Consider the following 24,153-nt stretch of genomic DNA (forward strand, 5'->3'; position numbering starts at 1 on the left):
GTAAAGGGATTGGTAAAAGAAAGACCAAACTAGCTGCTCAGGGCGCTTTACGTGTACTTGGTGCGGGCTGCCGCGACCAGAGTGAGCACCTGCTGGAGCACCTCGCTGCCGGGTGGCACCAGCGCCGGTTCATAGGTCCACGCGTGGCCGACCCACGGGTCGGCGAGGTGATCGTCGGGCAGGGGGGTGAGTCGCAGCAGCGAACGCCACAGGGGGTCGAGCAAAGGACCGTAGGCCTGGGCGTCCTCGCGGTCCGCGACCATCATCAGGTGGACGCCGACCGCCGGTCCCTCGTCTGCGAGGTAGCGCAGCTGGGTCACGGCCCGGTCGTCGAAACCGTGTGGGAAGTCGTTGACGATCAGCAGCTGCTCGGCCGTGTCCAAGCCGGACGGAAGGGAGTCGGCCACTCCACCGCGCACCGCCATCTGAACCAGGTCGACGCGCTGGGTGAGCCGGGTCAGGACGTCCGCCACGCCCGCGGCCCCCTGGGCGGGCGGGGCGGGGAGTACGCCGGTCCGCACCAGCGGCGCGAGCGCCCGGGATCCGGACCCCGTCGGATCGATGACCTGCACGGTGAACTCGCCGGCCGGATAGACCGCGAGCAGCCTGGCGGCGAGTGCCACCGCTGTCTCCATCGCGCGGTGGCGCAGTTCATGGGCGTCGGCGAACAACTCGTCGTACGCCTCGGTGAATCCCGCGTCGATCCACAGACCACGTTCCAGGGGCAGCCGTACCAACATCGGGATGCGCAGCAGCTCGCTCTCGGGCAGGTAGAGGTCGCCCAGGCGCAGGGCCATCGGGATCTCCATCGGGACCCTGTAGGCATGCCACACCGGGTTGTCCCAGCGGGCGTAGGCGGGCGGCAGCGCGGGTTCGACGACGTCGGACTCGGCGGACAGCTGGGCGAGATCGCGGTCGAGGGCCGCCCGGGCCTGGTCGACCAGGTCGGCGTGCTTGGCGCGGGCCGTCTCACGGGCGGCCTCGCCCTGGCCCCCGATCCTGCTGCGCGGGTCGGACAGGGCCTGGTCGAGCTCCTTCTCCAGGCGCGAGTCGGCGAAGTCCACGGCGCTGCGGTACGCGGCCGTGGTGCGCGCCAGGTCCTCGAACATGCCCCAGATCTGGTTGTAGAGCCGCTCGTCCATCGACCAACCGGTGGCGTCACCCGCGACCGGCTGAGCGGGCTGTCCGGGAGCGGCAGGAGGCGCGGTCGGCGGCGGTGGCGGCGGCGCGGCTGTCTGCCGAGCCGGGTGGCTGTAGTTGATCGGACCGCCGGGCGCCGAGGGCTGGGTGGCGGCGGAGGGGTCCACGGGCGGGATTGCGGGCTGCGGCGCGCCACCCGCGGTGGTGCTCTGAGCGCCGTAGGGAGTGGTCGGCGGTGCCGGGACGCCGTACGGGTTGGCCGGCTGCTGCGGTGCGGCCGGGCCGGAGCCGCGGTGGGACCCTCCGGCCTGGTCAGGACCTGGGGCCGGCACCGCCGTCTGGCGGGTCCGGTCACCGTCCGCCGAGTGCTGCGGGGGTGCCGGTACCGCTCGGGCCAGGCTCTGGCTGACCGCCTCGTCGATGCGGGCCGCGAGTCGCTGCGGCTCGGGCAGGCCCTGATCGCTGAAGAGTTCGGCGAGCCCGCCGGCGTACCCCTGGCCGACGGCGCGCACCTTCCAGGCGCCCTGCCGGCGGTACAGCTCCACGGCGACGACGGCGGACTCCGCGTCCAGGCCGGTGATCGTGTAGCTGGCGACCTCGGTGCCGTCGAGGCCGGTGACGGCGACGAACGGGGCGGCGACGGCACCGAAGCTCGCCGGCCCCCCGTCGGGGAGGGCGAGCAGCACATGGACGCGGTGCACGGCCTCGGGCATGGCACCCAGGTCGACTGCGAGCCGGTGGTCGGCGGCCGCCTGCCGGGACACCTCCAGGCCGGGCAGGGTGGGCGCGCCGGGGTGGGCGACCCCTTCCACGCCGCGCGCCCTGCCGTGCTCGTCGCCGAGCGTGGCCGAGGCGACGACCGGCGTGCCGGCCGAGACCCGGATCTCGAGACGGACCTGGGAGAGCGGGTGGTTCTGCCCCCGCACCAGCTCGGCCGTCATCGCCCTCGTCCCCCCTGTGTCGCTGCCGTCTTCTCGTGTGCGGTCGTCGGGTGGTCCTACAGGTGCGGCAGGATCGACGGCATCAGGTCCTGGAAGGTACGGCCGTTGGCCGGGGTGCCGAGAGCGGTCAGCGTCCAGCCGGCGCCGGCTCGGTGCACCTTGGCCATGATCTGGGCGGTGTAGGCGCCGCCGCCCGCGAGCGTGTAGCGCGCCAGTTCCTGGCCGTTGGTCTCGTCGACCAGGCGGCAGAACGCGTTCTGCACCTCCTGGAAGGTCTGCCCGGTGAACGAGTTCACCGTGAAGACGATCTGGTCGATGTGGACCGGGACCCGCGCCAGGTCCACGAGGATCGCCTCGTCGTCGCCGCCCTGGCCGACACCGCCGACGAGGTTGTCACCCGTGTGGCGGACCGAGCCGTCGTCGCTGACGAGGTGGCGGAAGAAGACGACGTCGACCGGCTGCTTGTCCGCGAACAGGACGGCGGAGGCGTCCAGGTCGATCTCACGGGTGCGCGAGCCGAACAGACCGCGCCGGGGAGCCGCCTGCCACCCGAGACCCATACGCACCGCGGTCAGGCTGCCCCCGTCGTTCTTCTGCAGACTGATGGCCTGACCCTTGGTCATGTTGACGGTCACGGCTGGTTCCCCTCTCGAACTGTCCCCTGTTGCCGCGGAGTCCGCGGTTGTCCAGAACCCTACGCAGCGGCACCGACAGTGCCGAACCCCGGCTCGTACTTTGTGTCGGTCTTGCAACACAGTGCGCATGTACCGAGGTCCGGCGGCTGCCGGGAGGGTCAGGCCAGACCCGCCTCCCTCATCTGACGCAGCTCCTTCTTCATCTCGGACACCTCGTCGCGCAGCCGGGCCGCGATCTCGAACTGGAGGTCCGCGGCCGCGGCGCGCATACGCGCCGTCATCTCCTCGATCTGCTCGGCGAGTTCGGCCGCCGGACGGTCGGTGGGGACGGTCTCCTTGGCCTTGCCCTTGGCTTTCTTGGTACCCGCGGCCGCCTTGCCGCCGAGGGCGGGCACGGGTGCCTTGGTGCCCTTGCCGTCCTTCGACTTGCGGTAACCCGAGCCGAGCAACTGTTCGGTGTCGACGTCCTCGCGGGCGATCTGGGCCACGATGTCGTTGATCTTCTTGCGCAGCGGCTGCGGGTCGATGCCCCGCTCCTTGTTGTACGCGACCTGCTTCTCCCGGCGCCGATTGGTCTCCTCGATGGCCTTCTCCATCGCCGGGGTGATCTTGTCGGCGTACATGTGGACCTGGCCGGAGACATTGCGCGCCGCGCGGCCGATGGTCTGGATCAGCGAAGTGCCCGAGCGCAGGAAGCCTTCCTTGTCGGCGTCGAGGATCGCCACGAGGGACACCTCGGGCAGGTCGAGACCCTCACGCAGGAGGTTGATGCCGACCAGCACGTCGAACTCACCGGAGCGCAGCTCGCGCAGCAGCTCCACGCGGCGCAGGGTGTCCACGTCGCTGTGCAGGTAGCGCACCTGGATGCCGAGCTCCAGGAAGTAGTCGGTGAGGTCCTCGGCCATCTTCTTGGTGAGGGTGGTGACCAGGACGCGCTCGTCCTTCTCGGTGCGGGTGCGGATCTCGTGCACCAGGTCGTCGATCTGGCCCTCGGTGGGCTTGACGACGACCTCCGGGTCGACGAGGCCGGTGGGGCGGATGATCTGCTCGACGACGCCGTCCGCGCGCGAGAGCTCGTACTTGCCCGGGGTGGCCGACAGATACACCGTCTGCCCGATGCGCTCCTGGAACTCCTCCCACTTCAGCGGGCGGTTGTCGAGGGCGGAGGGCAGGCGGAAGCCGTGGTCGACGAGGGTGCGCTTGCGGGAGGCGTCGCCCTCGTACATGGCGCCGATCTGCGGGACCGTGTTGTGTGACTCGTCGATGACCAGGAGGAAGTCGTCCGGGAAGTAGTCCAGCAGGGTGTTGGGCGGGGAGCCGGGCAAGCGGCCGTCGAAGTGCATCGAGTAGTTCTCGACGCCGGAGCAGGAGCCGATCTGGCGGAGCATCTCGAGGTCGTACGTCGTCCGCATCCGCAGGCGCTGCGCCTCCAGGAGCTTGCCCTGCTTCTCCAGCTCGCCCAGGCGCTCGCCGAGCTCCTTCTCGATGTCGTTGATGGCCCGCTCCATGCGCTCGGGCCCGGCGACGTAGTGGGAGGCGGGGAAAACGTACAGCTGCTCGTCGTCGCTGATGATCTCGCCGGTGATCGGGTGCAGGGTGGAGAGTGCCTCGATCTCGTCGCCGAACATCTCGATGCGGACCGCGAGCTCCTCGTAGACCGGGAAGATCTCGATGGTGTCGCCGCGGACGCGGAAGGTGCCCCGGGTGAAGGCCAGGTCGTTGCGCGTGTACTGGATGTCCACGAAGCGGCGCAGCAGCTGGTCCCGGTCCATCTCGTCGCCGACCCTCAGAGGGACCATGCGGTCCACGTACTCCTGGGGTGTACCGAGGCCGTAGATGCAAGAGACGGAGGCGACCACCACGACGTCGCGGCGGGTCAGCAGCGAGTTGGTCGCGGAGTGGCGCAGCCGCTCGACCTCCTCGTTGATCGAGGAGTCCTTCTCGATGTACGTGTCCGACTGCGGGACGTACGCCTCGGGCTGGTAGTAGTCGTAGTACGAGACGAAGTACTCGACCGCGTTGTTGGGCAGCAGTTCGCGGAACTCGTTCGCCAGCTGGGCGGCCAGGGTCTTGTTCGGCGCCATCACGAGTGTGGGGCGCTGGAGCTTCTCGATCATCCACGCGGTGGTGGCGGACTTGCCGGTGCCGGTCGCGCCCAGCAGGACGACGTCCTTCTCACCGGCCTCGACGCGCTTGGCCAGCTCGGCGATGGCCGCCGGCTGGTCGCCGCTGGGCTGGTAGGAGCTGACGACCTCGAAGGGCGCCACCGTGCGTTCGATGTTGGAAACGGGCCGCATGGGATCCACCGTACGACCCCCCACTGACAATGCGGTCGCGTCAGCGGTTCTGCGGGGTGTGTGAGCCTCGTTGGACGGCCTGCCGGACCGGGCGGAGCGGGGGACGGTGCGCCGGGTGGTGGACGGCGGGACGGGCCGGGACGCCGGGCTTGTGCTCGACGGGGGTCCAGTCGGGCTTGCCCATGACCATCATCGGGTCGACCACCACGACCACGGCCGCGATCAGCAGGAAGGCGAGCGGGCCGATCAGCAGGGGCCACAGCAGCGCCGCGGCCGACTCACCGTCGGTCGGGGCCGCCGTGCCGTGGAGGTGGACGCTCAGGGCGGCCATCCCGGTGTAGTGCATGCCGCTCACGGCGAGCCCCATGACGAGGCTGGCGCCCACGCTCCACAGGAACCCGCGGATCTGTCCGGCCGCCCACAGGGCGGCGGTGGCGGCGACCATCGCGATGACGACGGAGGCGGCGACGGTGAGGGTGTTGTACTCCAGTCGTCCGTTCAGGCGCATCGCCGCCATGCCCAGGTAGTGCATCGAGGCGATGCCCAGACCCGTGATGGTGCCGCCGGTGAACAGAGCGGTTCCCCTCGCGCCCCGGTAGCCGACGATGAAGATCCCGATGCCCACCATGACGATCGCGACGCCGAGGCTGGCGAACGTCATCGCCTTGTCGTAGTGGATCGGCGCCTGCCTGACCTTGAACCCCATCATGGCGACGAAGTGCATGGTCCATATGCCGGACGCGATGGCCACCGAACCGAGGGCGAGCCAGCCAGGGCGCCAGGAGTGGGCTACGACCATGGATCTGGTGGTGCAGCGCAGGCCGAGGGCGCCACCGAGGGAGGCCATGAGAAAAGCCACCACCGGTGTGACGAGTCCGTAGCTGAATCCGTCGACCGTGCCTTGCATGTGCGGCTGCCCTTCCCGCCCTTTTACGTCCCGGAACCTTCTGAAATGCACCCCCTCCCAGAACCGCCCCAGCGGTCAGGGTTGAGGCAGAGAGTATGGCCCCCGCCGGAATGGTCGAACGATTTTCCGGCAAAGAAACACGTCGTTGCCCCAGTTGTGCGGCACCAGTGAGCGGACTCGGGCAACGCCATTCATTGTGTGGCCATTCTGTACCCCGACATCGTTGACGCTCTGCTGTCACAGTTGAGCAGTACGTGATCGCCCGATGCTAGGAGTACGCATGTACGCGCGCGTAGTCGCCGTCGTCTGCACCGCGCTGCTGGGGGCCGCCGCCTTCCTGCTGCCGCACAACGACGCCCGGGCGGGCGATGTCGCCAAGGGCCCGGCGCCGCTGGTCATCGGCCACCGGGGCGCGGCCGCCTACGCGCCCGAGAACACCCTGGCCTCCATCGACAAGGCGGCCGCGATGGGCGTCTCCTGGGTCGAGAACGACGTCCAGCGCACCAAGGACGGCGAACTCGTCGTCATCCACGACGACAGCCTGCGGCGCACGACGAACGTCAAGCAACTCTTCCCCGGCCGGTCCCCCTGGAAGGTGAAGGACTTCACCGCCGCCGAGATCGCGCGCCTGGACGCGGGCAGCTGGTTCGGTCACCAGTACGCGGGCACGCGCGTGCCGACGTTGACGCAGTACATGCGGGAGGTGGAGCACAACCACCAGAAGCTGCTCCTGGAGATCAAGAACCCGCAGCTGTACCCCGGCATCGAGCGGGAGACCCTGAAGGTCCTCGGCAACGAGGGCTGGCTGGACCGGCGGCATCTCGCCGGCCGGCTGATCGTGCAGAGCTTCAGCGCGGACAGCCTGCGGATCGTCCACGACCTCGCGCCGGCCGTCAGGACCGCTCTGCTCGGCACACCGCTGGTGGCGGACCTGCACCAGTACGCGGCCTTCACCGACGGGATCAACCCGTCCTACGGCACGATCTCGACGGGATATGTCACCTCGGTGCACGCGTTCAAGGGGCCGCACGGCAGGCCGCTGACGGTGTTCGCCTGGACCGTGGACGACGCGGCCGTCGCCCAGCGCGTGGAGCGGTACGGCGTCGACGGCGTCATCACCAACAAGGCCGACGTGGTCCGGGCGGCGCTGCAGGCACCCTGAGCCGGTCCACCGGGCCGGGCGTTGTCAGTGGCGGGTCGTACGGTGGGCGCATGGACAGCCATGGGGAGTACGAACAGCAGGTCGTGTGGGCGGTGGTGGGCACCGGCATCGGTCCGCTGCTGCTCGCCGCGACCCGCGAGGGCCTGGTCAACGTCGTGTTCCATGCCACGGACGCGGTGCGCGAGAAGGCGTTGGAGCGGCTCGCGGCGCGGCTGGGCCGCGAGCTGGTCGAGGCACCGGACTCACCTTTGCTGGCCGAGGCGATACGGCAGGTCCAGGCGTACTTCGCGGGTGAGCGGCGCGACTTCGAGCTGCCGTTGGACTGGTCGCTGATCTCGGGGTTCAACCGTCAGGTGCTGCGCGAGCTGGCGTCCGGGGTGCCGTACGGGGCGGTGGTGGGCTACGGCGAGCTGGCCGGGCGGGTGGGACAGCCCGGGGCGGCACAGGCGGTGGGCGTGGCGATGGGATCCAACCCGCTGCCGGTCGTGGTGCCCTGCCATCGGGTGGTCGAGAGCGACGGCGGCATCGGCGGGTTCGGGGGTGGTCTGGAGACCAAGCGGAAGCTGCTGGCCCTGGAGGGAGTGCTGCCCGAGCCGCTGTTCTGACGTCGTCCCAGGGGCGGCCGCGCGCATGGGCGGCCCCTACGCCGGTCAGTCGTAGTGCCGCGCCTCCAGGACGTTGCCGTCCGGGTCGCGGAAATAGAAGCTGCGCCGGGCGTTCCCGCGGGCGCCGAAGGAGTCGTACGAGAACTCGGAGACGGGGACGGCGCGCTCCTCAAGACGGCTGTGGAGGGTGTCGAAGTCGTCGCCGGGCACGGCTATGCAGACGTGGTTGACCGGGTGGCCCGCGCTGTCGGCGGCGCCGGGGAGCATCTTCATGCTCGGCGCGATGGAATGGGGCATGAGGTCGAGGATGGTCTCGTCGTTCAACCGCACGGAAGGAAAGGAGACCTTCCCCTCGGCGAACTCGGTGACTCGGAGGGGCCGGAGGCCGACCGTCTTCTCGTAGAAGTCCGCCGAGGCGACCGGGTCGCGCACCCACAGGACGACGTGGTCGAGACGTGTCGTGTTGTCGGTCATGCACCCCAGGCTGGTGTCGTCCACCACAGGCCGCAAGGGTTTGACCGGGCACACCTCCCGCCAGAGATGAGGGAGGACCGAACGACAGGAGGCAGGCGCGTGGTGCTCATGGTGTCGGAGGAAGTACGCGAGGCGATCGACGCGCGTCGACCCGTAGTGGCTCTCGAGTCCACGATCATCGCGCACGGGCTGCCGCGCCCGCGCAACCTGCAGGTCGCGCTGGAGCTGGAGGAGGTCGTACGACGGGAGGGCGCCGTTCCCGCGACGATCGCGGTGCTGGACGGGCGGCCTCATGTGGGGCTGGACAAGGAGCAGCTCGAGCGGGTCGCCAACGAGGACGGGATCCGCAAGCTGGGCCACCGGGACCTGCCGCTCGCGGTGGCGTCGGGGGCGAGCGGGGCGACCACGGTGTCGGCGACGGCGCTGCTGGCGGCGCTGGCAGGCGTGCGGGTGTTCGCGACGGGCGGGCTCGGCGGGGTGCACCGGGAGTGGACCGTCACGCAGGACGAGTCGGCCGACCTGGGGTTGCTGGCCCGGACGCGGATCACGGTGGTGTGCGCGGGCGTGAAGTCGATCCTGGACGTGCCGGCGACGCTGCAACGGCTGGAGACGCTCGGGGTCGCCGTGGCCGGATACGGCACGGACCGCTTCCCCGGCTTCTATCTGTCGGACTCGGGACACCCGGTGGACTGGACGCTGGACAGCCCCGCGCAGGTCGCCGACGTCATGCGGGCGCAGGACTCCCTCGACGGACCCGAGTCGGCGCTGATCGTCGCCAACCCCGTGCCCCCGGAGGAACAGCTGGATCCCGAGTTGCACGCGCGTGTGCTCGCCGACGCGCTGCACGCGTGCGAGGCGGAGGGCGTCACCGGGCAGGCCGTGACGCCGTTCCTGCTGGACTACCTGGTACGGCACACCGACGGGGCCTCGCTGACCGCGAACCTCGCGGCGGTGCGCGGAAACGTACGCCTGGCGGCGCGGATCGCGGCGGCCTGGACAGCGGCATGACGACGGAGCCGGGCGGCTCGGCCGGGCAAGCGGGCTCGCTCGGTTCGCGGACCGGTGCGCTACTGGTCGTCGGGGACGTGATCACGGACGTGGTCGCCCGGCACCGGGGGCCGCTCGCCACGGGAACCGACACGGCCTCCGTGATCCGCACGCTGCCGGGAGGCGCGGGTGCCAACGTGGCGTGCTGGGCGGCCCATCGGGGCTGTCCGGAGGTACGGCTGCTCGGACGGGTGGGAGCGGACGCGGCGGACTGGCACGAGCGCGCGCTCGCCGCGTGCGGGGTACGGCCCCTGCTCGTCGTCGATCCCGAGGCGCCGACCGGGACGGTGATCTGCCTCGTCGACACGGGCGCTTCGGGTGAGCGGACGTTTCTGACCGACAGCGGGGCGTCTCTACGGCTGGAGCCGGGTGACTGGTCGGACGGGATGCTCGACGGGGTGGGCCGGCTGCACCTCTCGGGCTATCTGCTGTTCTCCGAGCCGAGCCGCGCGCTGGTGAGGGTGGCGCTGGAGTCGGCACGCGCACGTGGGGTGCCGGTGAGTCTGGACCCCGCGTCGGCCGGTTTCCTGCGGGACCTGGGGGTCGACCAGTTCCTCGAACTCGTCGACGGAGTGGATCTGCTGCTGCCCAGCCGGGACGAGGCGTGTCTACTCACGGGGCTGCCCGATCCGGCGGACGCGGCGGCCAAGCTGAGCCGGCACATCCCGCTGGTTGTCGCCAAGCAGGGAGCGGACGGCGCGCTGGTCGCCCGCGCGGGAACGGTGACCGCGGACGTCCCCGCGGTCCCGGCGCACGCCACGGACACCACGGGGGCCGGCGACGCCTTCACCGGCACGTTCCTGGCCGCGCTGATCTCGGGCGCCACCCCGGAAACGGCAGCGGAGGAAGGCTGCCGAGCGGGGGCACTGGCCGTCGAACGGGTGGGTGCGAGACCGCCGGGGCGGGAGTGACGGCGAGCGGCACGGACGAGACCGGCAACCAACCCTCCCTGGCCCCCCCAGACTCCCCCACGCCTCCCCCACCCGGCTACCCCTTCCTCCCCCACGCCTCCCCCACCCGGCTACCCCTTCCTCCCCCACGCCGAGATCATCGGAGCTGTCGCCAGGTCCATGCTGCCGGTCTCGACGTTGGTCAGGTGGCGGTCGATCTCCTCGTCCGTCGCGAGGCCGGCTTCGACGAGCTGGGCGCGGATCTGGCGGACGGTGGCCGATTCGAGGGCCACGCAGGCCGGTGAGGTGAGCGGGAAGTACGCGTCGGCCTCGACACGGCGCAGTCCGGCCTCGCGCAGCAGGCGCGGCAGGCGTCGGCCGTAGGAGAGATCGGCGCCGCGCTCGGCGAGGAGCTGGCGGAAACCGTGCCGCAGCCGGTTGGCGAGGCGCTGCTCCGGGCCGTGCTCGTCGGGGCAGAGCAGCGGCTGCAGGGCGGGGTCGGCGTCCTCGACGAGGATGCGGCCACCGGGACGCAGGGACTCGACCATCGACCGCAACGCCCGCTCGCGGTCGGGGACATGCACGAGGACGAGCCGGGCGTGCACCAGGTCGAAGCCCTCCCCCGGCGGTTCCTCGGTGCCCACGTCGTGGACCCGTACCTCCACCGGCGGCCGGCCTGCGGGGGCGAGCCGGGTCGTGTCGATGTCGGTCGCCACGACCTTGCCGGTCGGGCCGACCTTCTTGGCCAGCCAGGACACCACCGAGGTGCCGCCCGCGCCGACCTCCCAGCAGCGCCAGCCGGGCCCGATGCCGAATCCTTCGATGTGCCGGAAGGTCGTGGGGTCGAAGAGGGTGGCGAAGGCGTCGAAGCGCTCGGCCGCCTCCGACCGCCGGTTGTCGAGGAGGTACCCGTCGGATCGCGTCATGCCGCGATCATCCCAGTTGCCGGGCTTGTGCGGTGTGGCCGACGCGACCCCCGGGACCAGATGACCCGCCCAACTCAAGCAAAATGCTTTTCCACAGACGGGAACAAAGCGGAATCTCCTGTTCCCACAGCCTCAACCACCGCTTACCCGAACCTGGCAGACTGGCCGGCCAAGGCACGGGAAAGCGGCTCGTCACAGCCGCCCGGCGCCGAGTCCGGGGAGATCCACGCAAGGAGATCCAGATGTCCATGGCAGGGAATCTGCGGAAGGTCACGAGCCTCAGCAGGGTCGGTGGCCTGCGCAAGGTGGCACGGCTGGCCCGTCGACGCCCCCGCGTCGACCTGAGCCACCCGGCCAGGTCCCCGCTGGGCTCCTCGGTGGTCAACTGCGTGACCTATCGCGACGGCGTACGGGTGCCCGCGGGCGGTGACCTGGTCGACACGGTGCAGCGGGTACGCAAGAGCGGACACGGCTTCGTGTGGCTCGGGCTGCACGAGCCGACGGACCAGGAGTTCGCGGGGATCGCGGAGCTCTTCGACCTGCATCCGCTGGCGGTGGAGGACGCGGTCGAGGCCCATCAGCGCCCGAAGCTGGAGCGGTACGGCGAGACGTTGTTCGCGGTGTTCAAGACGGTCTGCTACGTCGAGCACGAGAAGCTGACCGCGACCAGCGAGGTGGTGAACACCGGCGAGATCATGGTGTTCGTCGGCGAGGACTTCGTGATCACTGTCCGCCATGGCATGCACGGCTCGCTGGGACCGCTGCGCGAGGAGCTGGAGTCGCACCCCCAGCAGCTCGCCAAGGGCCCGGCCGCGGTTCTGCACGCGATCGCCGACCACGTCGTCGACGACTATCTGAGCGTCACCGACTCGGTCCAGGAGGACATCGACCAGGTCGAGACGGACGTGTTCGCGGAGAACGGCGCACGGGCCGACCCGGGCCGGATCTACCAGATGAAGCGTGAACTGCTCGAACTGAAGCGGGCCGTGGTGCCGCTCGCCCGCCCGGTCGAGGATCTCGCGACCCGGCCGATCCGGGTGGTCGACCCGGAGATACAGGCCTACTTCAGGGACGTCCTGGACCACCTGATGCGCGCCAAGGAGCAGATCGCCGCCTTCGACGAACTGCTCAACTCGATCCTGCAGGCCCATCTCGCGCAGGTGACGGTCGCTCAGAACGAGGACATGCGGAAGATCACCGCCTGGGCCGCGGTGATCGCCGTGCCGACGATGGTCTGCGGGGTGTACGGCATGAACTTCGATCACATGCCGGAGCTGCACTGGAGGTTCGGCTACCCCCTGGTCATCGGCGTCATATCCGTGGCGTGCCTGGCGCTGTACCGCGGCTTCCGGCGCAACGGCTGGCTGTGACTTCCGGGGCGCGGCCGGTCAGTGGGTCATGGCCTTGGCGTAGACGCTGTGGGTGAAGTCGGCGATCTGGTCCTCCGTCAGGTTCCGGGCCAGGTCGGCCTCGCTGATCATGCCGACCAGCCGCTTGTTCTCGATGACGGGGAGCCGGCGGATCTGGTGGTCCCGCATCTCCCTGAGCACGTCGTCGACGTCGGCGCTCGCGTCGATCCAGCGCGGGGTGCCCTGGGCCATCTCACCGGCGGTCACCCTGGCCGGGTCGTGGCCCATGGCCACACAGCCGACGACGATGTCGCGGTCGGTGAGGATGCCGCAGAGCCGCTCGTTCTCATCGCTGATGGGCAGGGCTCCGACGTTCAGATCGCGCATCAGCTGGGCGGCGCGGTCCAGCGTCTCGTGGGCGGGGATCCACTGCGCGCCACGATGCATGATGTCTCCGGCGGTGGTCATGGAGTACCTCCCGGTGCCGGGCGGCCGGTGCGGCACGGGACGCACCGCTGAAACCGGCGCCCTACATTCTCGCCGCGCCGGATGCCGGATGCACCCGGAACCCGGCGGTAGCAGGAGGGCGAACGGGTCCGTGGCGCCGGGAACGGGTGACGGTCAGGCGGAGAAGCCGATGATCTTTCGTGGCACGACGCGGACGATCACGCGGACCTCGTCGTCCTTCTCCGCGGGCGGGTCGATGCCGAGGTACTTGTGGGAGAGCTCGTACGGGAGCCGTTTGCCCTCGTCGGGGAGGATCTCTGCGGTGCCGCGGATCTCGACCGAGGTGTACGGGTCGGCGAGGTCGAAGACCGAGAGGCTGACGCGGGGGTCGCGGCGGAGGTTGCGCACCTTCTGTCGGCCGTCGATGGAGGAGAAGAGCACGGTGTCGCCCTCCCGTTTGATCCAGACCACCGAGTTCTGCGGGGAGCCGTCGGGGCCGAGCGTGGCGACGCCGGCGAAGTTCCTGCCGTCGAGGAGGGCGCGGACAGGGGCGGTGAAGCGGACGGGGTCGATCGAGGAGGTTGTCATGGGGAGAGACTAATTACATGCACGCGCATTGAAAAGTGGATGACGGATCGGGTCTGCCCTCCGTCGGTCAGCCGCTCCACGCGGGATGCCGTGGATCGTCGGCCCGTACCAGGACGTCGGCGGTGCCGGCCGGGTCGGTCTCGGACACGTAGCGCTCGTAGGCGGGGAGCGTCCAGTGGTCGGCATCGGGCGTGCGGCGGCGCAGGGCACCGGGCGACAGGAGGACGTGGACGGTCAGGTCGAAGGGGAACCAATGCCGCAGCAGGAGGGGGCCGTGCAGCAACAGGAAGCCGCCGGGCGGGAGTTGGACGTAGGAGCTGCGGGTGGCGCGGTCGGTGGCCGGGTCCCACAGATCGGGCAGGACGCGTCCGTCGCCGCCGGGTTCGAGAGGGCCGAAGACCTCGCGCCACAGGGCGGCGGTGTCGAACCAGCCGTCGTAGTAGGCCTCCACGTCCTGACGGCCGTACTCCAGGCGGAGCGAGGCGGGGCGCAGGAAGCCCTGGGTGCCGACGGTGAGCGAGGGGCGGCCGCGTACACGCAGCGCCTCGGACACGCGCTCGGCGAGGTCTCCGGGGCGGGCCGCGGGCGCGCCGTCGAAGGCGATGCGGGGCCAGGAGCTGCCGTCGGCGGGCTCGAGGTCGAGCAGCCGCTCGGCCAGGAGGTCGCCGAGCCGGTCCCAGGTGATCGCTTCGAGTCGCACAGGGCCCATGATGCGTCAGGCACCGACCGGGACGCGTCACGGCGGGCGCGCCGCCAGGGTCCGGCACGGGAGTGTCGAGGAACGTGGACGGTGAGGAAGGGGGACCGGATCGGGGTAGGCCCGGGTCGTGTGACGGGGAAGGGAACAGATATGGCGCACCTGGCAACTCCTGCGAGCCGTACCGGACTTCTCGTCATTCAGCCGCTGAGGCGGCGGCAGTGCGGGGAGTGTCATGCGGGACCGTTGTCGCTGTTGGTGCTCGAGGAGGGGGCACCGCGGTGTCTGGACTGCGCCGATCTCGGACATCTGGTGTTCCTGCCGCGCGGTGACACGGCGCTGACGCGTCGGTCGCGGGAGGAGAGCGCGCTGTCGGCGGTGGTCGTGCGCTTCAACCGGCGCAAGGCGCGGTACGAGCGGCAGGGCGTCCTGGTCGAGGAGGCGGGGCTCGTCCGGGCGGAGGAGCGGTGTCTGGCGGACGCGGAGGCGCGGCGTCGGCGCCGGGCACGGGACGCCAGACGGCGGGCCGCGGAGGATGTGCGGTTCGCGGAGGCGTTCGCGGCGGAGATACGGCGGCTGTTTCCGGGGTGCCCCGAGGAGCGGGCGCGGGAGATCGCGGCGCACGCGTCCGTGCGGGGCAGTGGCCGGGTGGGGCGGAGTGCTGCGGGGCGGGCGTTGTCGGAGGGGGCGGTGGTGTCGGCGGTCGTGGCGTCGGTACGGCATGTGGAGACGCCGTACGACCAGTTGCTGATGAGCGGCGTGCCGCGGCACGAGGCTCGACGGCGGATCCGGGCGGGGGTGGAGACGGTGCTGCGGGGATGGCGGGACGAGGGGATGGAGGCGGGAGTGGGCGCGGGGTGACCTGTCGGGTGAGGTGTGGGGCGCGGCCGCCGGACAACGTCGGTGTCCGGTGCGCGAGTTGCTCGTCGTGGCGACGGAACACAGCGGAACCCGGCGGCGCGGACGGGCCGCGACGGGCCCCGGATGTTCATACGATCGCGTCCTCTTCGGCTCTGGACGTTCGCGTATGTGTCCGCGTCTCTCGGTCATGGTCACCGGCGACGCATGGGCATTCACTGGAGGGACAGGAGGTGCCGGGGCTGGGCTCGGCTCGACGCGGGGAGATGACGCTGACGTGATCGACGGACCGTACCTCTGGCTGACGGTGCTGGGTGTGCTCGGGACCGGGCTGGTGGCGGGGGTGTTCTGTGGGTTCTCGACGTTCGTGATGCGTGGGCTGGCCGCGTTGCCGCCGGCGCAGGGTGTGGCGGCGATGAACGCGATCAATGTGACGGCGGTGATGCCGGCGTTCATGGTCGTGTTCGTGGGGTCGGCCGTGCTGTGCGCGGTGCTGGGCGTGGTGACCTTCGTGCTGTGGCCGGACGACGGGAAGGTGGAGCTGCTGGTGGGCAGCGCGCTGTATCTGTTCGGGTCGTTCGGGGTGACCATGGTCGCGAACGTGCCGCGCAACGAGGCGCTGCTCAGGCTCGACCCGGGCACCCCGGAGGCGGCGGCGTACTGGCCGTCGTACGTGCGCGAGTGGACCATGTGGAACCACGTCCGGACGGTGGCCTCGGCGGGCGCCGCGGTGGCGTACGTACTGGCGCTGACCTGAACCGGAGAGTGCGGGCGGAAAGCACTTTCCGTCCCCTCTGCGACCGGGGCCGACACGTCGTATCGTGGCCGAAAGAGTGCCGCCCGAAGACGCACGGCCTGTCGCACGCGTACTGCAAGGAAGACGGCCATGGCCGATCCCAAGGGATTCATGACCACGCCTCGCCGGGACTGGCCCCGCCGACCGGTCGCGGAGCGGGTCCGGGACTGGAACGAGGTCTATGTCCCCGGGGCTCTGCTGCCCATCATCGACAAGCAGGCGGACCGCTGCATGGACTGCGGCATACCGTTCTGCCACGAGGCCTGTCCGCTCGGCAATCTGATCCCGGAGTGGAACGACCTGGTCAGCCGGGACGACTGGCGGGCCGCGGCGGACCGGCTGCACGCCACCAACAACTTCCCCGAGTTCACGGGGCGGTTGTGCCCGGCGCCGTGCGAGGCGGGGTGTGTGCTCGCCATCAACCAGCCCGCGGTGACCATCAAGAACGTCGAGGTGGCCATCGCCGACCGGGCCTGGGAGCTGGGCTTCGCGCCGCCGAGTCCGCCGGACCGGCTCTCCGGGCGGACCGTCGCGGTGATCGGTTCGGGGCCGACCGGGCTGGCCGCGGCGCAGCAACTGACGCGAGCGGGTCACACCGTCGCCGTGTACGAGAAGGACGACCGGCTCGGCGGGCTGATGCGATACGGCATTCCCGAGTTCAAGATGGAGAAGCACCATCTGGAGCGCCGGATCGAGCAGATGCGGGCCGAGGGGACGAAGTTCCGTACGTCGACGGCGGTCGGGCGGGATGTCGGGGCGGCGGAGCTGCGGACGCGGTACGACGCGGTGGTGATCGCGACCGGGGCGACGGCATGGCGTGAACTGCCCATACCCGGACGGGAGTTGGACGGCATCTATCAGGCGATGGAGTATCTGCCGCTGGCCAACCGGGTGTGCGAGGGAGACCTGGAGTGCTCCCCCGTGTCCGCCGCCGGGAAGCATGTCGTCATCGTCGGCGGCGGTGACACGGGAGCGGACTGTCTGGGCACGGCGGTGCGCCAGGAGGCCGCGTCCGTGACCCAGTTGGACATCTACGCGCAGCCGGGCGCCGAGCGGGACGACGACACCGAACCGTGGCCGACGTACCCGAAGATCTACCGGCTGTCGGCCGCGCACGAGGAGGCGCGGGATCTGGAGACGGCGCCGGAGGCGGACGCGGACGTGCGGTTGTTCGCGGCGTCCACGCTCCGCTTCACGGGGGACGACAGCGGGCATGTGCGGTCGTTGCACCTGGTCGAGGTGGACGCGGGACGGCGCCCGTTGCCGGGGACCGGGCGGACGCTGCCCGCGGACCTTGTGCTGCTCGCGCTAGGTTTCTCCGGGCCGGACCGGAGCGACGGGCTGATCGACCAGTTGGGGCTGGCGATGGAGGCGCGCGGGACGATCGCCCGAGGTGCGGACTTCGGGACGAGCGTGCCAGGTGTGTTCGCCGCGGGGGACGCCGCCCGGGGTCAGTCGCTGATCGTGTGGGCGATCGCCGAGGGGCGGGCCGTGGCGGCGGCGGTCGACCGCTATCTGACGGGGAGTTCGCGACTGCCGGCGCCGATCGGGCCATACGACCGCCCGATGACCGTGTAGCGGGCTGGACGGCACCTGTGCGGCTCAGCGGCGGCGTTCGTCCGTCCCCGCCACCTTGCCCGTCGCCAGGGCCACCCGGTTCCACGTGTTGATCGTGAGGATCAGGGCCAGCACATGGGCCAGTTCGGTCTCGTCGAACTGCGCGGCCGCCTGCGCGTAGACGTCGGCGGGGACACCGGCGTCGGCGACCAGGGTCACCGCCTCCGTCAGCGCGAGGGCGGCCTGTTCCCGCTCCGTGAAGAAGTGGCGGGCCTCGCGCCAGACGGGGACCATGTGCAGCCGGTCCTCGCTCTCGCCGGCCTTGCGGGCGTCGTTCGTGTGCATGTGGAGGCAGTACGCGCAGTGGTTGAGGTGCGAGGCGCGGATCTGGATGAGTTCGACCAGGGCTGGATCGAGGCCCTCGCGGGCCGCGGCGTCGAAGCCGATGAGCGCGCGGAACGCCTTCGGGGCGGTCTTCGCGAAGTCGAGGCGGGGCTGCTCGGGCTGGGCCGGCGTGGTGGGGGAAACCGTCGTGTTCGTCGTCATGTCCTTCACCCTACGGAGCGGAAAGACCCCCTGTAGGGTGCATTTCCGTGGCGAATTCATGGGTCAATTCGGCTGAGCGGATCGGGGCCGACCTCCATCTGGAGCTGCCCGCGACGGGCGGGCGGCGGGCCGCGCTCATCACCGCGCTGCGCGAGGCGGTGCGCGACGGGCGGCTCGCTCCCGGCACCCGGCTGCCGCCGTACCGCTCGCTCGCCGCGGACCTCGGTGTCGCCCGCAACACCGTCGCCGAGGCGTACGCCGAACTCGTCGCGGAGGGCTGGCTCACCGCGCGGCAGGGCTCGGGGACGCGGGTCGCGGAGCGGGCGAAACCGCTGCGACACGCCGGGAAAAGGCCCGTTGACGCACCTCCACGCGCGCGTACGTCATCACCCCCACAGTCGGGCGCATCAACGCAGCCATCACACGAGCGTGCATCGACGCAGCCACCGAACTCGCGCGCATCAACGCAGCTATCACGCGCGCGTGCCTCAACGCAGCCACCACACCCGCGCGCCACGAAAGCACCCCCGCCCACACCCCACCACGACCTCCGTCAAGGCACCCCCGACGCCTCGTCGTTCCCCCGCTCGGCCTGGCTGGCGTGCAGTCGGCGGGCCCTCCAGCAGGCGCCCAACGAGGCGTTCGGGCCGGGAGATCCCGCCGGGCGGATCGAGTTGCGGGAGGCGCTCGCCGAGTATCTGGCACGCGCGCGTGGGGTGCGGACCGAGCCGGGGCGCATCGTGATCTGCTGCGGGTTCGCGCACGCCCTGCGGCTGCTCTTCGGCGGCCGTGTGCTGCGCGGACCGCTCGCCGTGGAGGCGTACGGGCTCCCCTTCCACCGGGAACTGCTCACGGCGGCCGGCGTTCGGACCGTACCGCTGCCCCTGGACGAGGACGGGGCGCGCGTGGACGGGTTGGGGCGTGAGCGGGCCGTGCTGCTCACGCCGGCGCACCAGTTCCCGACCGGTGGGCCGCTGCGTCCGGAGCGGCGCGCGGCCGTGGTCGACTGGGCACGCGCGCGTGGGGGTGTGGTGCTGGAGGACGACTACGACGGGGAGTTCCGTTACGACCGCAAGCCCGTGGGGGCCGTGCAGGGCCTGGACCCGGAGCGGGTGATCCTGCTCGGCTCGGTCAGCAAGAGCCTGTCACCGGCCGTGCGGCTCGGCTGGATGGTGCTCCCGGAGCGGTACGTCGACGGTGTGCTCGCGGCCAAGGGAGAGCGCGAGGCCTGGGCGAGCGTCCTCGACCAGTTGACTCTTGCCGAGTTCATCTCCAGCGGGGCGTACGACCGTCACGTACGGCGGATGAGGCAGCGGTACCGCGGCCGCCGGGACCGTCTGGTGGCGGCGCTCGCCGCACACGCGCCGCGGGTCGGCGTCACCGGTGTCGCGGCGGGCCTGCACGCGGTGCTGCGGCTGCCGCCCGGCACCGAGCGCTCCGCCGTCGAGGCCGCCGCCCGGCAGGGCGTCGCCCTCGACGGACTGGCCGCGTTCCGGCACCCGGAGACGGACATGGACGCCGGGGACGGACTGGTCGTGGGCTATGCGACGCCCCCGGAACACGCGTACACGGTGGCCCTGGAAGCACTGTGCCGGGCGCTGCCACCGCACGCGCCCGGCACCTGACCCTCGAAAAGCTAGGGTCTGCGACCCGTCCGGGTCGGATACGGCTTGCCTGTGTCGATCTCAACCATGATTAACGCACCCATCAATTCAGCACCAACAACGCAGCACCACGTCGGTTCAGTGGCTCACGACAGCAAGAAGTCGGCCTCCCCCGCCTTGGCGCCCTGGATGAACGCCGTCATCTCGTCGGTGGTGTAGATCAGCGCCGGGCCGTCCGGGTCGGTGGACTGGCGGACGGCGATCCGGCCGTCGGCGAGCTTCATCGCCTCCAGGCAGTTGCCGCCGTTGCCGCCGCTCCAGGGCTTGTGCCAGCCCTCGCTGCCCAACTCCCGTGCAGGCATGCCGTTGTAGACGTGTTTGCGCGGCTTGATGCGATCCATTCACAGCTCCTTGCGGAGATCCAGGAGGATCTCCTTCGTGCGATGTGCCGTAGCGGCCTGCGCCGCCATGCGGTCCATGACCTCGAGATGGGTGGCCACCTCGGCACGCACGTCCAGGTAGACGGCGCCGGTCAGGTACTCGCTGTAGACCATGTCTGGCAGTTCTGACATGGCAAATCGGAACAGCACGAAGGGCCCGAACGTTCCGGGGTGCGGGCCGTTGAGGAACGGCGCGACCTGCAGCGTCACATTGGGCAGCTTCGTGGCCTCGAGCAGTCGGTCGATCTGAGCACGCATCACCTCCGGGCCGCCGACGGGGCGGCGCAGCGCGGTCTCGTCGAACACGGCCCAGAATCGGGGCGCGCCCGGACGGGTGAGCAGTTCCTGGCGTTGTATGCGCAGCGCGACATGGCGCTCGATGTCCTCGGGCCTGGCCTGGCCGATGGCGCCCGACTTGAGAACCCCGCGCGCGTAGTCCTCGGTCTGCAGCAGGCCGGGGAGGAAGTGCGGGTCGTAGGAGCGGATGAGGCTGGCCGCGCCCTCCAGGCTGACGTACATCGAGAACCAGCCCGGCAGGATGTCGTGGAACCGCTGCCACCAGCCCGGCCGGTTGGCCTCCTCGGCCAGTTGTACGAAGGTCTCCGCCTCCTCGTCGGAGACGCCGTAGGACTTCAGCAGCAGTTGGAGGTAGGGGATTTTGAGGGCGACCTCGGCCATCTCCATACGGCGGACCGTGGCGGGGGCGACGCGCAGCACCTTGGCGGCTTCCTCACGCTTGAGCCCCGCGCGTTCCCGCAGGTCCAACAGGCGTCGGCCGAGGACGACCTGACCGACCGTCGGCGCGGACCGAGGTTCGCTCACGCTCCACCTCCACAGGTCGCCGGGATCCGAAAAGCATGCTGACAGCCATGCGGCGCCATTCGAAGACCTATTCGAAGATCCGTACGGTTCGGTACCGATCTTCGTTGATCTCAAGTGGCGCCGCTCGACGTGCTGTTGCGAGCAGTGTGCCACGCCCTTCCACAACGTCACACCGCACTCTGCAATTTTCAGAGTGACACTTGCCAAGTGTTCACGGCGGGGCGATAGTGGCAAGCGTGATTCCGTCCGCGCCCTTAGGAACAGACGCCGCCGAAGGCCGCCCCCACAGCCTCGGTGCCGCCGCAGGGGCAGGCCCCGCCGGGGCCGCTGCCGAGCGCCGGTTCCGGTTCGAGCTGGCCGCGCATCCGGGCTCTCCCGCGCAGGCCAGACACCTGACCAAGGCCCGGCTGAACGGCTGGTCGGTGTGCGAGGACATCTGTGACACGGCCGCCCTGGTGGTCACCGAGCTGGTCACCAACGCACTGGTCCACACCGCGAGCAGTCACATCGTGTGCGAGCTGCACGACGGGACGGACCTGGTGCGGATAGCCGTGCGTGACGAGGGCTGTGCGCCGGGTGCGCCCCACCCGTCGCGGGCTCGGCCCGAGGAGGAGCACGGGAGGGGATTGCTTCTCATCGACGCCCTCTGTCACGCATGGGGAGCACACGAACACGGACCCGGCCTGCTGGTCTGGGCGGAGCTGCCTCGCCAGGCGGACGAACCGCGGCACGACTGCGGGCCGTGCACACGTCAGAGCCGCGAGACGCTCGAGCCCGTGAACGACCTGGGCTGGGGAGCCCGCCCCAAGCCGGGACCGGCCGGCGGCTCGGGGGACGAGGACGAGCCGGACGCGCGCCACGGTACGCAGGGGACGGGGATCACATGGGGCTGAGGACCGCGTCCGGCCGCCGGGTGCTGAACCTGGACACGCTGGTCCGCCTCGAACGCGGGCAGCACGCCTCGGGCACGCCCCGGCGACTGCCCGTACCGGACGGGATGACGGCTCCCCTGGGATGCGACGCGGTGGCGGTGCCGGCCTGTTTCGGCCCGCTGGTGCTGCCCCGGCTGCCACGAGTGGGGTGCGTCTACGCCGATGAGGCGCACTGGTGGTGGCTCGTCCCGTCCGACTCCGACTACGCCCTGGAGTGGCCCGCCCCCGCCCAGTACGCCGCCGGGGCGGTTGTTCCGGACGCCCCGGCGGTCCCCGGCCTGATCCACAAGCCGGACGGCACACTCCCCTACACCCCGCCCATCCCGCTGTATCTGGCCGTGTGCCGGGTGACAGGGACCACGCCCACCTGGTCACGCCCGGTGAGCGCGTAGCCGCGACGGCACCGTGGTTGCGTAAACATCGGGCCGCTCGGGTGGCGTACGCCCGCGCGCTTCCCCTTGTTCCTCCTGCGCCCTGCCCGCCGGGCCGTGAGCCCGCAATAGTGGCCGTTCGGCGGCGTGCCAGGCGGATCGGGGGAGGCCGGCGGTGGGGAAGAAACGTGAGTCGGCCGATGTCGGGGTCTCCGAGTCGGAGCAACTGCTCTTCGGCGGCCCGCTGCGTTACGACATGGGCTGGAACCAGCACCGGGACGCGTTCCTGGAGCTGAATTTCCGGGCCATGGTGACGCGGCTGCCGGCCCTGCTCGGCTCCAGCTTCCGGCTGGCCTGGCAGGCCGACGCCCGGGCGGCGCGGATCGTGCTCGCCGCCGAGGCGGGCCGGGGCGCCACCCAGGCGGTGAGCCTGCTCGCCGTCAACAGCGTGCTGGGGCGGCTGATCACCGGCGGGGCGATCGCGGACCGGCTGCGCGGTGCCGTACCGGTGCTGACCGCCATGGCCGCCGTCATGCTGGTCGGGACGCTGCTGCGGGCCGCGTCGACGTATGCGACCGGGCGGCTCGAGCCCAAGGTGGAGCGGGTGGCCACCGAGCTGTACCTGGAGCGGGCGGCGGCCGTGGAGCTGGCCGCGATCGAGGACCACGCCTTCCACAAGCTGCTGGACACCGCGCAGTACGGCGCCGGATCAGCACGGCGGATGATCTCGTACGCCACCCGCGCGATCAACGCGCTGATCTCGCTGATCGCGGCGGCGGGCGTGCTGACCGTGCTGCATCCGGCGCTGCTTCCGCTGCTGGTGACGATGACCCTGCCCAGCGCATGGGGGGCGCTGACGAACGCGCGGCGCCATTACGAGTCCTGGCACACCTGGGTGCAGCACGCCCGGGCCGGACAGCTGATCAGCGGACTGCTGACCGAGCCCGCGGCGGCTCCCGAGATCCGCGTGCACGGCGTCGGCCCGTTCCTGCTGCGCCACTTCCGGGCCATGTCGGAGACAGCGGAGACGGAGCAGGCCCGGCTGGCCCGGCTGGCGGCGCGGACCGGGCTGATCGCGGCGGCCTGGACGGGGCTCGCGACCGTCGCGACGTACGCGACGCTCGTCGGGCTGCTGCTCGGCGGGGCGATGGCGTTGTCTGTGGCGGGCACCGCGGTGATCGCGATCCGGACCGGGTCGGCGAGCCTGGACAACATGGTCCTGGCGGTCAATTCGCTCCACGAGGAGGCTCTGTTCGTCGGTGACATGCAGAAGCTGTACATCGAGGCGGCCGAACGGGCGATCCCGGTCGGCGGCGACCCGCTGCCGGAGGACCCCCGGGAGATCCGCTTCGAGAACGTCACCTTCCGGTACCCGGGAGAGTCGGCCCGTCCCGCCCTCGACGACGTCACCCTGACCCTGCCCCTCGGCCGCATCGTGGCGCTGGTCGGGGAGAACGGCTCCGGCAAGACGACCCTGGTCAAGCTGCTGGCGGGCCTCTACACCCCGGACGCGGGCCGGATCCTGTGGGACGGCGTGGACACGGCGACCGCGGACCGGCACCAGCTCGCCGAGCGGATCGCAATGGTGGCCCAGGACTTCAAGCGCTGGCCGTTCACCGCACGGGTGAACGTGGCCATCGGCCGCTCCTCGGCCCCGCTGACCGAGGAACGCCTGGCGGCCTCGCTCGCCGAGGCCGGTGCCGAGGAGGTGGTGGCCGATCTGCCGCGCGGCCTGGACACCCTGCTGGCGCGCAACTTCAGCGGCGGGCACGAGCTGTCCGGCGGTCAGTGGCAGCGGCTCGGGATCGCGCGGGCGGCCTACCGGCGTGGCCGGATCCTGGTGGTGGACGAGCCGACGGCGGCACTGGACGCACGGGCCGAGCTGGAGGTCTTCGAGAAGATCCGCGCCCTGGCCTCCGCCGGGCAGACGGTGATCCTCATCACCCACCGGCTGGCGTCCGTACGCCACGCGGACCTGGTGCACGTCCTGGACCAGGGCCGGCTCGCGGAGTCCGGCACCCCGGAGGAGCTGCTGGCCGGTGGGGGCATCTACGCGGAGCTGTACTCGCTCCAGGCGGAACAGTTCAGGGCGCCGATGCCCGCCCCGAAGGCGGGCTGACGC

At 70.9% G+C, this 24,153-nt stretch carries 24 protein-coding genes; 12 read left to right on the forward strand and 12 right to left on the reverse strand.

Going from position 1 to position 24,153, the window contains the following annotated elements:
- Positions 1-47 precede the first annotated feature (47 nt).
- The 4 genes from ABZZ74_RS03190 to ABZZ74_RS03205 form a co-directional block, all read right to left on the reverse strand.
- Positions 48-2,081, reverse strand: coding sequence for a TerD family protein (locus ABZZ74_RS03190; protein ID WP_356761419.1), 2,034 nt, complete (start codon positions 2,079-2,081; stop codon positions 48-50).
- Between the two features lie 56 nt (positions 2,082-2,137).
- Positions 2,138-2,716: a TerD family protein gene (locus ABZZ74_RS03195; protein ID WP_133042700.1), complete on the reverse strand. Its 579-nt coding sequence runs from the start codon at positions 2,714-2,716 to the stop codon at positions 2,138-2,140.
- Between the two features lie 158 nt (positions 2,717-2,874).
- Positions 2,875-5,013: an excinuclease ABC subunit UvrB gene (gene uvrB, locus ABZZ74_RS03200; protein WP_356761421.1), complete on the reverse strand. Its 2,139-nt coding sequence runs from the start codon at positions 5,011-5,013 to the stop codon at positions 2,875-2,877.
- 40 nt (positions 5,014-5,053) lie between these two features.
- Complete coding sequence (locus tag ABZZ74_RS03205; protein WP_356761423.1) at positions 5,054-5,920, reverse strand: MHYT domain-containing protein; 867 nt, start codon at positions 5,918-5,920, stop codon at positions 5,054-5,056.
- 280 nt (positions 5,921-6,200) lie between these two features.
- Between ABZZ74_RS03205 and ABZZ74_RS03210 the strand changes: the two genes are divergently transcribed.
- Both ABZZ74_RS03210 and ABZZ74_RS03215 read left to right on the forward strand, forming a co-directional pair.
- On the forward strand, positions 6,201-7,082 hold the full coding sequence (locus ABZZ74_RS03210; RefSeq protein ID WP_356761424.1) for a glycerophosphodiester phosphodiesterase family protein: 882 nt from the start codon (positions 6,201-6,203) through the stop codon (positions 7,080-7,082).
- A 50-nt stretch (positions 7,083-7,132) separates the two neighbouring features.
- Complete coding sequence (locus tag ABZZ74_RS03215; RefSeq protein ID WP_356761425.1) at positions 7,133-7,687, forward strand: methylated-DNA--[protein]-cysteine S-methyltransferase; 555 nt, start codon at positions 7,133-7,135, stop codon at positions 7,685-7,687.
- 45 nt (positions 7,688-7,732) lie between these two features.
- On the opposite strand, the gene ABZZ74_RS03220 is transcribed toward ABZZ74_RS03215, so the two are convergent.
- The gene (locus tag ABZZ74_RS03220; protein WP_356761426.1) at positions 7,733-8,161 is read right to left on the reverse strand and encodes a VOC family protein; all 429 of its coding nucleotides are present in this window, start codon (positions 8,159-8,161) and stop codon (positions 7,733-7,735) included.
- A gap of 99 nt (positions 8,162-8,260) precedes the next feature.
- On the opposite strand from ABZZ74_RS03220, the gene ABZZ74_RS03225 reads away from it, so the two are divergent.
- Positions 8,261-9,169, forward strand: a complete 909-nt coding sequence (locus tag ABZZ74_RS03225; RefSeq protein WP_356761428.1) for a pseudouridine-5'-phosphate glycosidase — start codon at positions 8,261-8,263, stop codon at positions 9,167-9,169.
- Positions 9,166-10,119: a sugar kinase gene (locus ABZZ74_RS03230; RefSeq protein WP_356761430.1), complete on the forward strand. Its 954-nt coding sequence runs from the start codon at positions 9,166-9,168 to the stop codon at positions 10,117-10,119. The genes ABZZ74_RS03225 and ABZZ74_RS03230 overlap by 4 nt, the downstream gene beginning before the upstream one ends.
- 110 nt (positions 10,120-10,229) lie before the next feature.
- Here ABZZ74_RS03230 and ABZZ74_RS03235 read toward each other — a convergent pair whose 3' ends face one another.
- Positions 10,230-11,024 (reverse strand): methyltransferase, encoded by a 795-nt coding sequence (locus ABZZ74_RS03235; protein ID WP_356761431.1) that lies wholly within the window; start codon positions 11,022-11,024, stop codon positions 10,230-10,232.
- A 242-nt stretch (positions 11,025-11,266) separates the two neighbouring features.
- Between ABZZ74_RS03235 and ABZZ74_RS03240 the strand changes: the two genes are divergently transcribed.
- Positions 11,267-12,394: a magnesium and cobalt transport protein CorA gene (locus tag ABZZ74_RS03240; RefSeq protein WP_133042708.1), complete on the forward strand. Its 1,128-nt coding sequence runs from the start codon at positions 11,267-11,269 to the stop codon at positions 12,392-12,394.
- An 18-nt stretch (positions 12,395-12,412) separates the two neighbouring features.
- Here ABZZ74_RS03240 and ABZZ74_RS03245 read toward each other — a convergent pair whose 3' ends face one another.
- The 3 genes from ABZZ74_RS03245 to ABZZ74_RS03255 form a co-directional block, all read right to left on the reverse strand.
- Positions 12,413-12,841 (reverse strand): CBS domain-containing protein, encoded by a 429-nt coding sequence (locus ABZZ74_RS03245; protein ID WP_356761433.1) that lies wholly within the window; start codon positions 12,839-12,841, stop codon positions 12,413-12,415.
- A 153-nt stretch (positions 12,842-12,994) separates the two neighbouring features.
- On the reverse strand, positions 12,995-13,408 hold the full coding sequence (locus tag ABZZ74_RS03250; protein WP_356761435.1) for a PPOX class F420-dependent oxidoreductase: 414 nt from the start codon (positions 13,406-13,408) through the stop codon (positions 12,995-12,997).
- A 67-nt stretch (positions 13,409-13,475) separates the two neighbouring features.
- Entirely contained in the window at positions 13,476-14,117 is a 642-nt protein-coding gene (locus ABZZ74_RS03255; RefSeq protein ID WP_356761437.1) for a uridine kinase, read from the reverse strand.
- Between the two features lie 141 nt (positions 14,118-14,258).
- On the opposite strand from ABZZ74_RS03255, the gene ABZZ74_RS03260 reads away from it, so the two are divergent.
- From ABZZ74_RS03260 to ABZZ74_RS03270, 3 genes are all read left to right on the forward strand, one after another.
- Positions 14,259-14,966 carry a DUF2293 domain-containing protein gene (locus tag ABZZ74_RS03260; protein WP_356761438.1) on the forward strand — a complete coding sequence of 236 codons (708 nt, stop codon included), beginning with the start codon at positions 14,259-14,261 and terminating at the stop codon, positions 14,964-14,966.
- 274 nt (positions 14,967-15,240) lie between these two features.
- Entirely contained in the window at positions 15,241-15,720 is a 480-nt protein-coding gene (locus ABZZ74_RS03265) for an anthrone oxygenase family protein (RefSeq protein ID WP_208785833.1), read from the forward strand.
- A gap of 129 nt (positions 15,721-15,849) precedes the next feature.
- Positions 15,850-17,337 carry a glutamate synthase subunit beta gene (locus ABZZ74_RS03270; RefSeq protein WP_356761440.1) on the forward strand — a complete coding sequence of 496 codons (1,488 nt, stop codon included), beginning with the start codon at positions 15,850-15,852 and terminating at the stop codon, positions 17,335-17,337.
- 24 nt (positions 17,338-17,361) lie between these two features.
- On the opposite strand, the gene ABZZ74_RS03275 is transcribed toward ABZZ74_RS03270, so the two are convergent.
- On the reverse strand, positions 17,362-17,862 hold the full coding sequence (locus tag ABZZ74_RS03275) for a carboxymuconolactone decarboxylase family protein (protein WP_356761442.1): 501 nt from the start codon (positions 17,860-17,862) through the stop codon (positions 17,362-17,364).
- A 47-nt stretch (positions 17,863-17,909) separates the two neighbouring features.
- Between ABZZ74_RS03275 and ABZZ74_RS03280 the strand changes: the two genes are divergently transcribed.
- The gene (locus ABZZ74_RS03280; RefSeq protein WP_356761444.1) at positions 17,910-19,487 is read left to right on the forward strand and encodes a PLP-dependent aminotransferase family protein; all 1,578 of its coding nucleotides are present in this window, start codon (positions 17,910-17,912) and stop codon (positions 19,485-19,487) included.
- A 125-nt stretch (positions 19,488-19,612) separates the two neighbouring features.
- On the opposite strand, the gene ABZZ74_RS03285 is transcribed toward ABZZ74_RS03280, so the two are convergent.
- Together ABZZ74_RS03285 and ABZZ74_RS03290 are read right to left on the reverse strand one after the other, a co-directional pair.
- The gene (locus ABZZ74_RS03285; RefSeq protein WP_266678966.1) at positions 19,613-19,867 is read right to left on the reverse strand and encodes a DUF397 domain-containing protein; all 255 of its coding nucleotides are present in this window, start codon (positions 19,865-19,867) and stop codon (positions 19,613-19,615) included.
- Positions 19,868-20,728: a helix-turn-helix transcriptional regulator gene (locus tag ABZZ74_RS03290; RefSeq protein ID WP_356761446.1), complete on the reverse strand. Its 861-nt coding sequence runs from the start codon at positions 20,726-20,728 to the stop codon at positions 19,868-19,870.
- 227 nt (positions 20,729-20,955) lie between these two features.
- Between ABZZ74_RS03290 and ABZZ74_RS03295 the strand changes: the two genes are divergently transcribed.
- From ABZZ74_RS03295 to ABZZ74_RS03305, 3 genes are all read left to right on the forward strand, one after another.
- Positions 20,956-21,621 carry an ATP-binding protein gene (locus ABZZ74_RS03295; protein WP_356761448.1) on the forward strand — a complete coding sequence of 222 codons (666 nt, stop codon included), beginning with the start codon at positions 20,956-20,958 and terminating at the stop codon, positions 21,619-21,621.
- Entirely contained in the window at positions 21,612-22,052 is a 441-nt protein-coding gene (locus ABZZ74_RS03300; RefSeq protein WP_356761450.1) for a hypothetical protein, read from the forward strand. Before ABZZ74_RS03295 ends, ABZZ74_RS03300 begins: the two co-directional genes overlap by 10 nt.
- A gap of 235 nt (positions 22,053-22,287) precedes the next feature.
- On the forward strand, positions 22,288-24,150 hold the full coding sequence (locus ABZZ74_RS03305; protein WP_356761708.1) for an ABC transporter ATP-binding protein: 1,863 nt from the start codon (positions 22,288-22,290) through the stop codon (positions 24,148-24,150).
- Positions 24,151-24,153 lie beyond the last annotated feature (3 nt).

Origin of the sequence: Streptomyces sp. NPDC006476 (assembly GCF_040612015.1) — a bacterium.
In the GTDB taxonomy this organism is placed as follows: domain Bacteria; phylum Actinomycetota; class Actinomycetes; order Streptomycetales; family Streptomycetaceae; genus Streptomyces; species Streptomyces griseorubiginosus_B.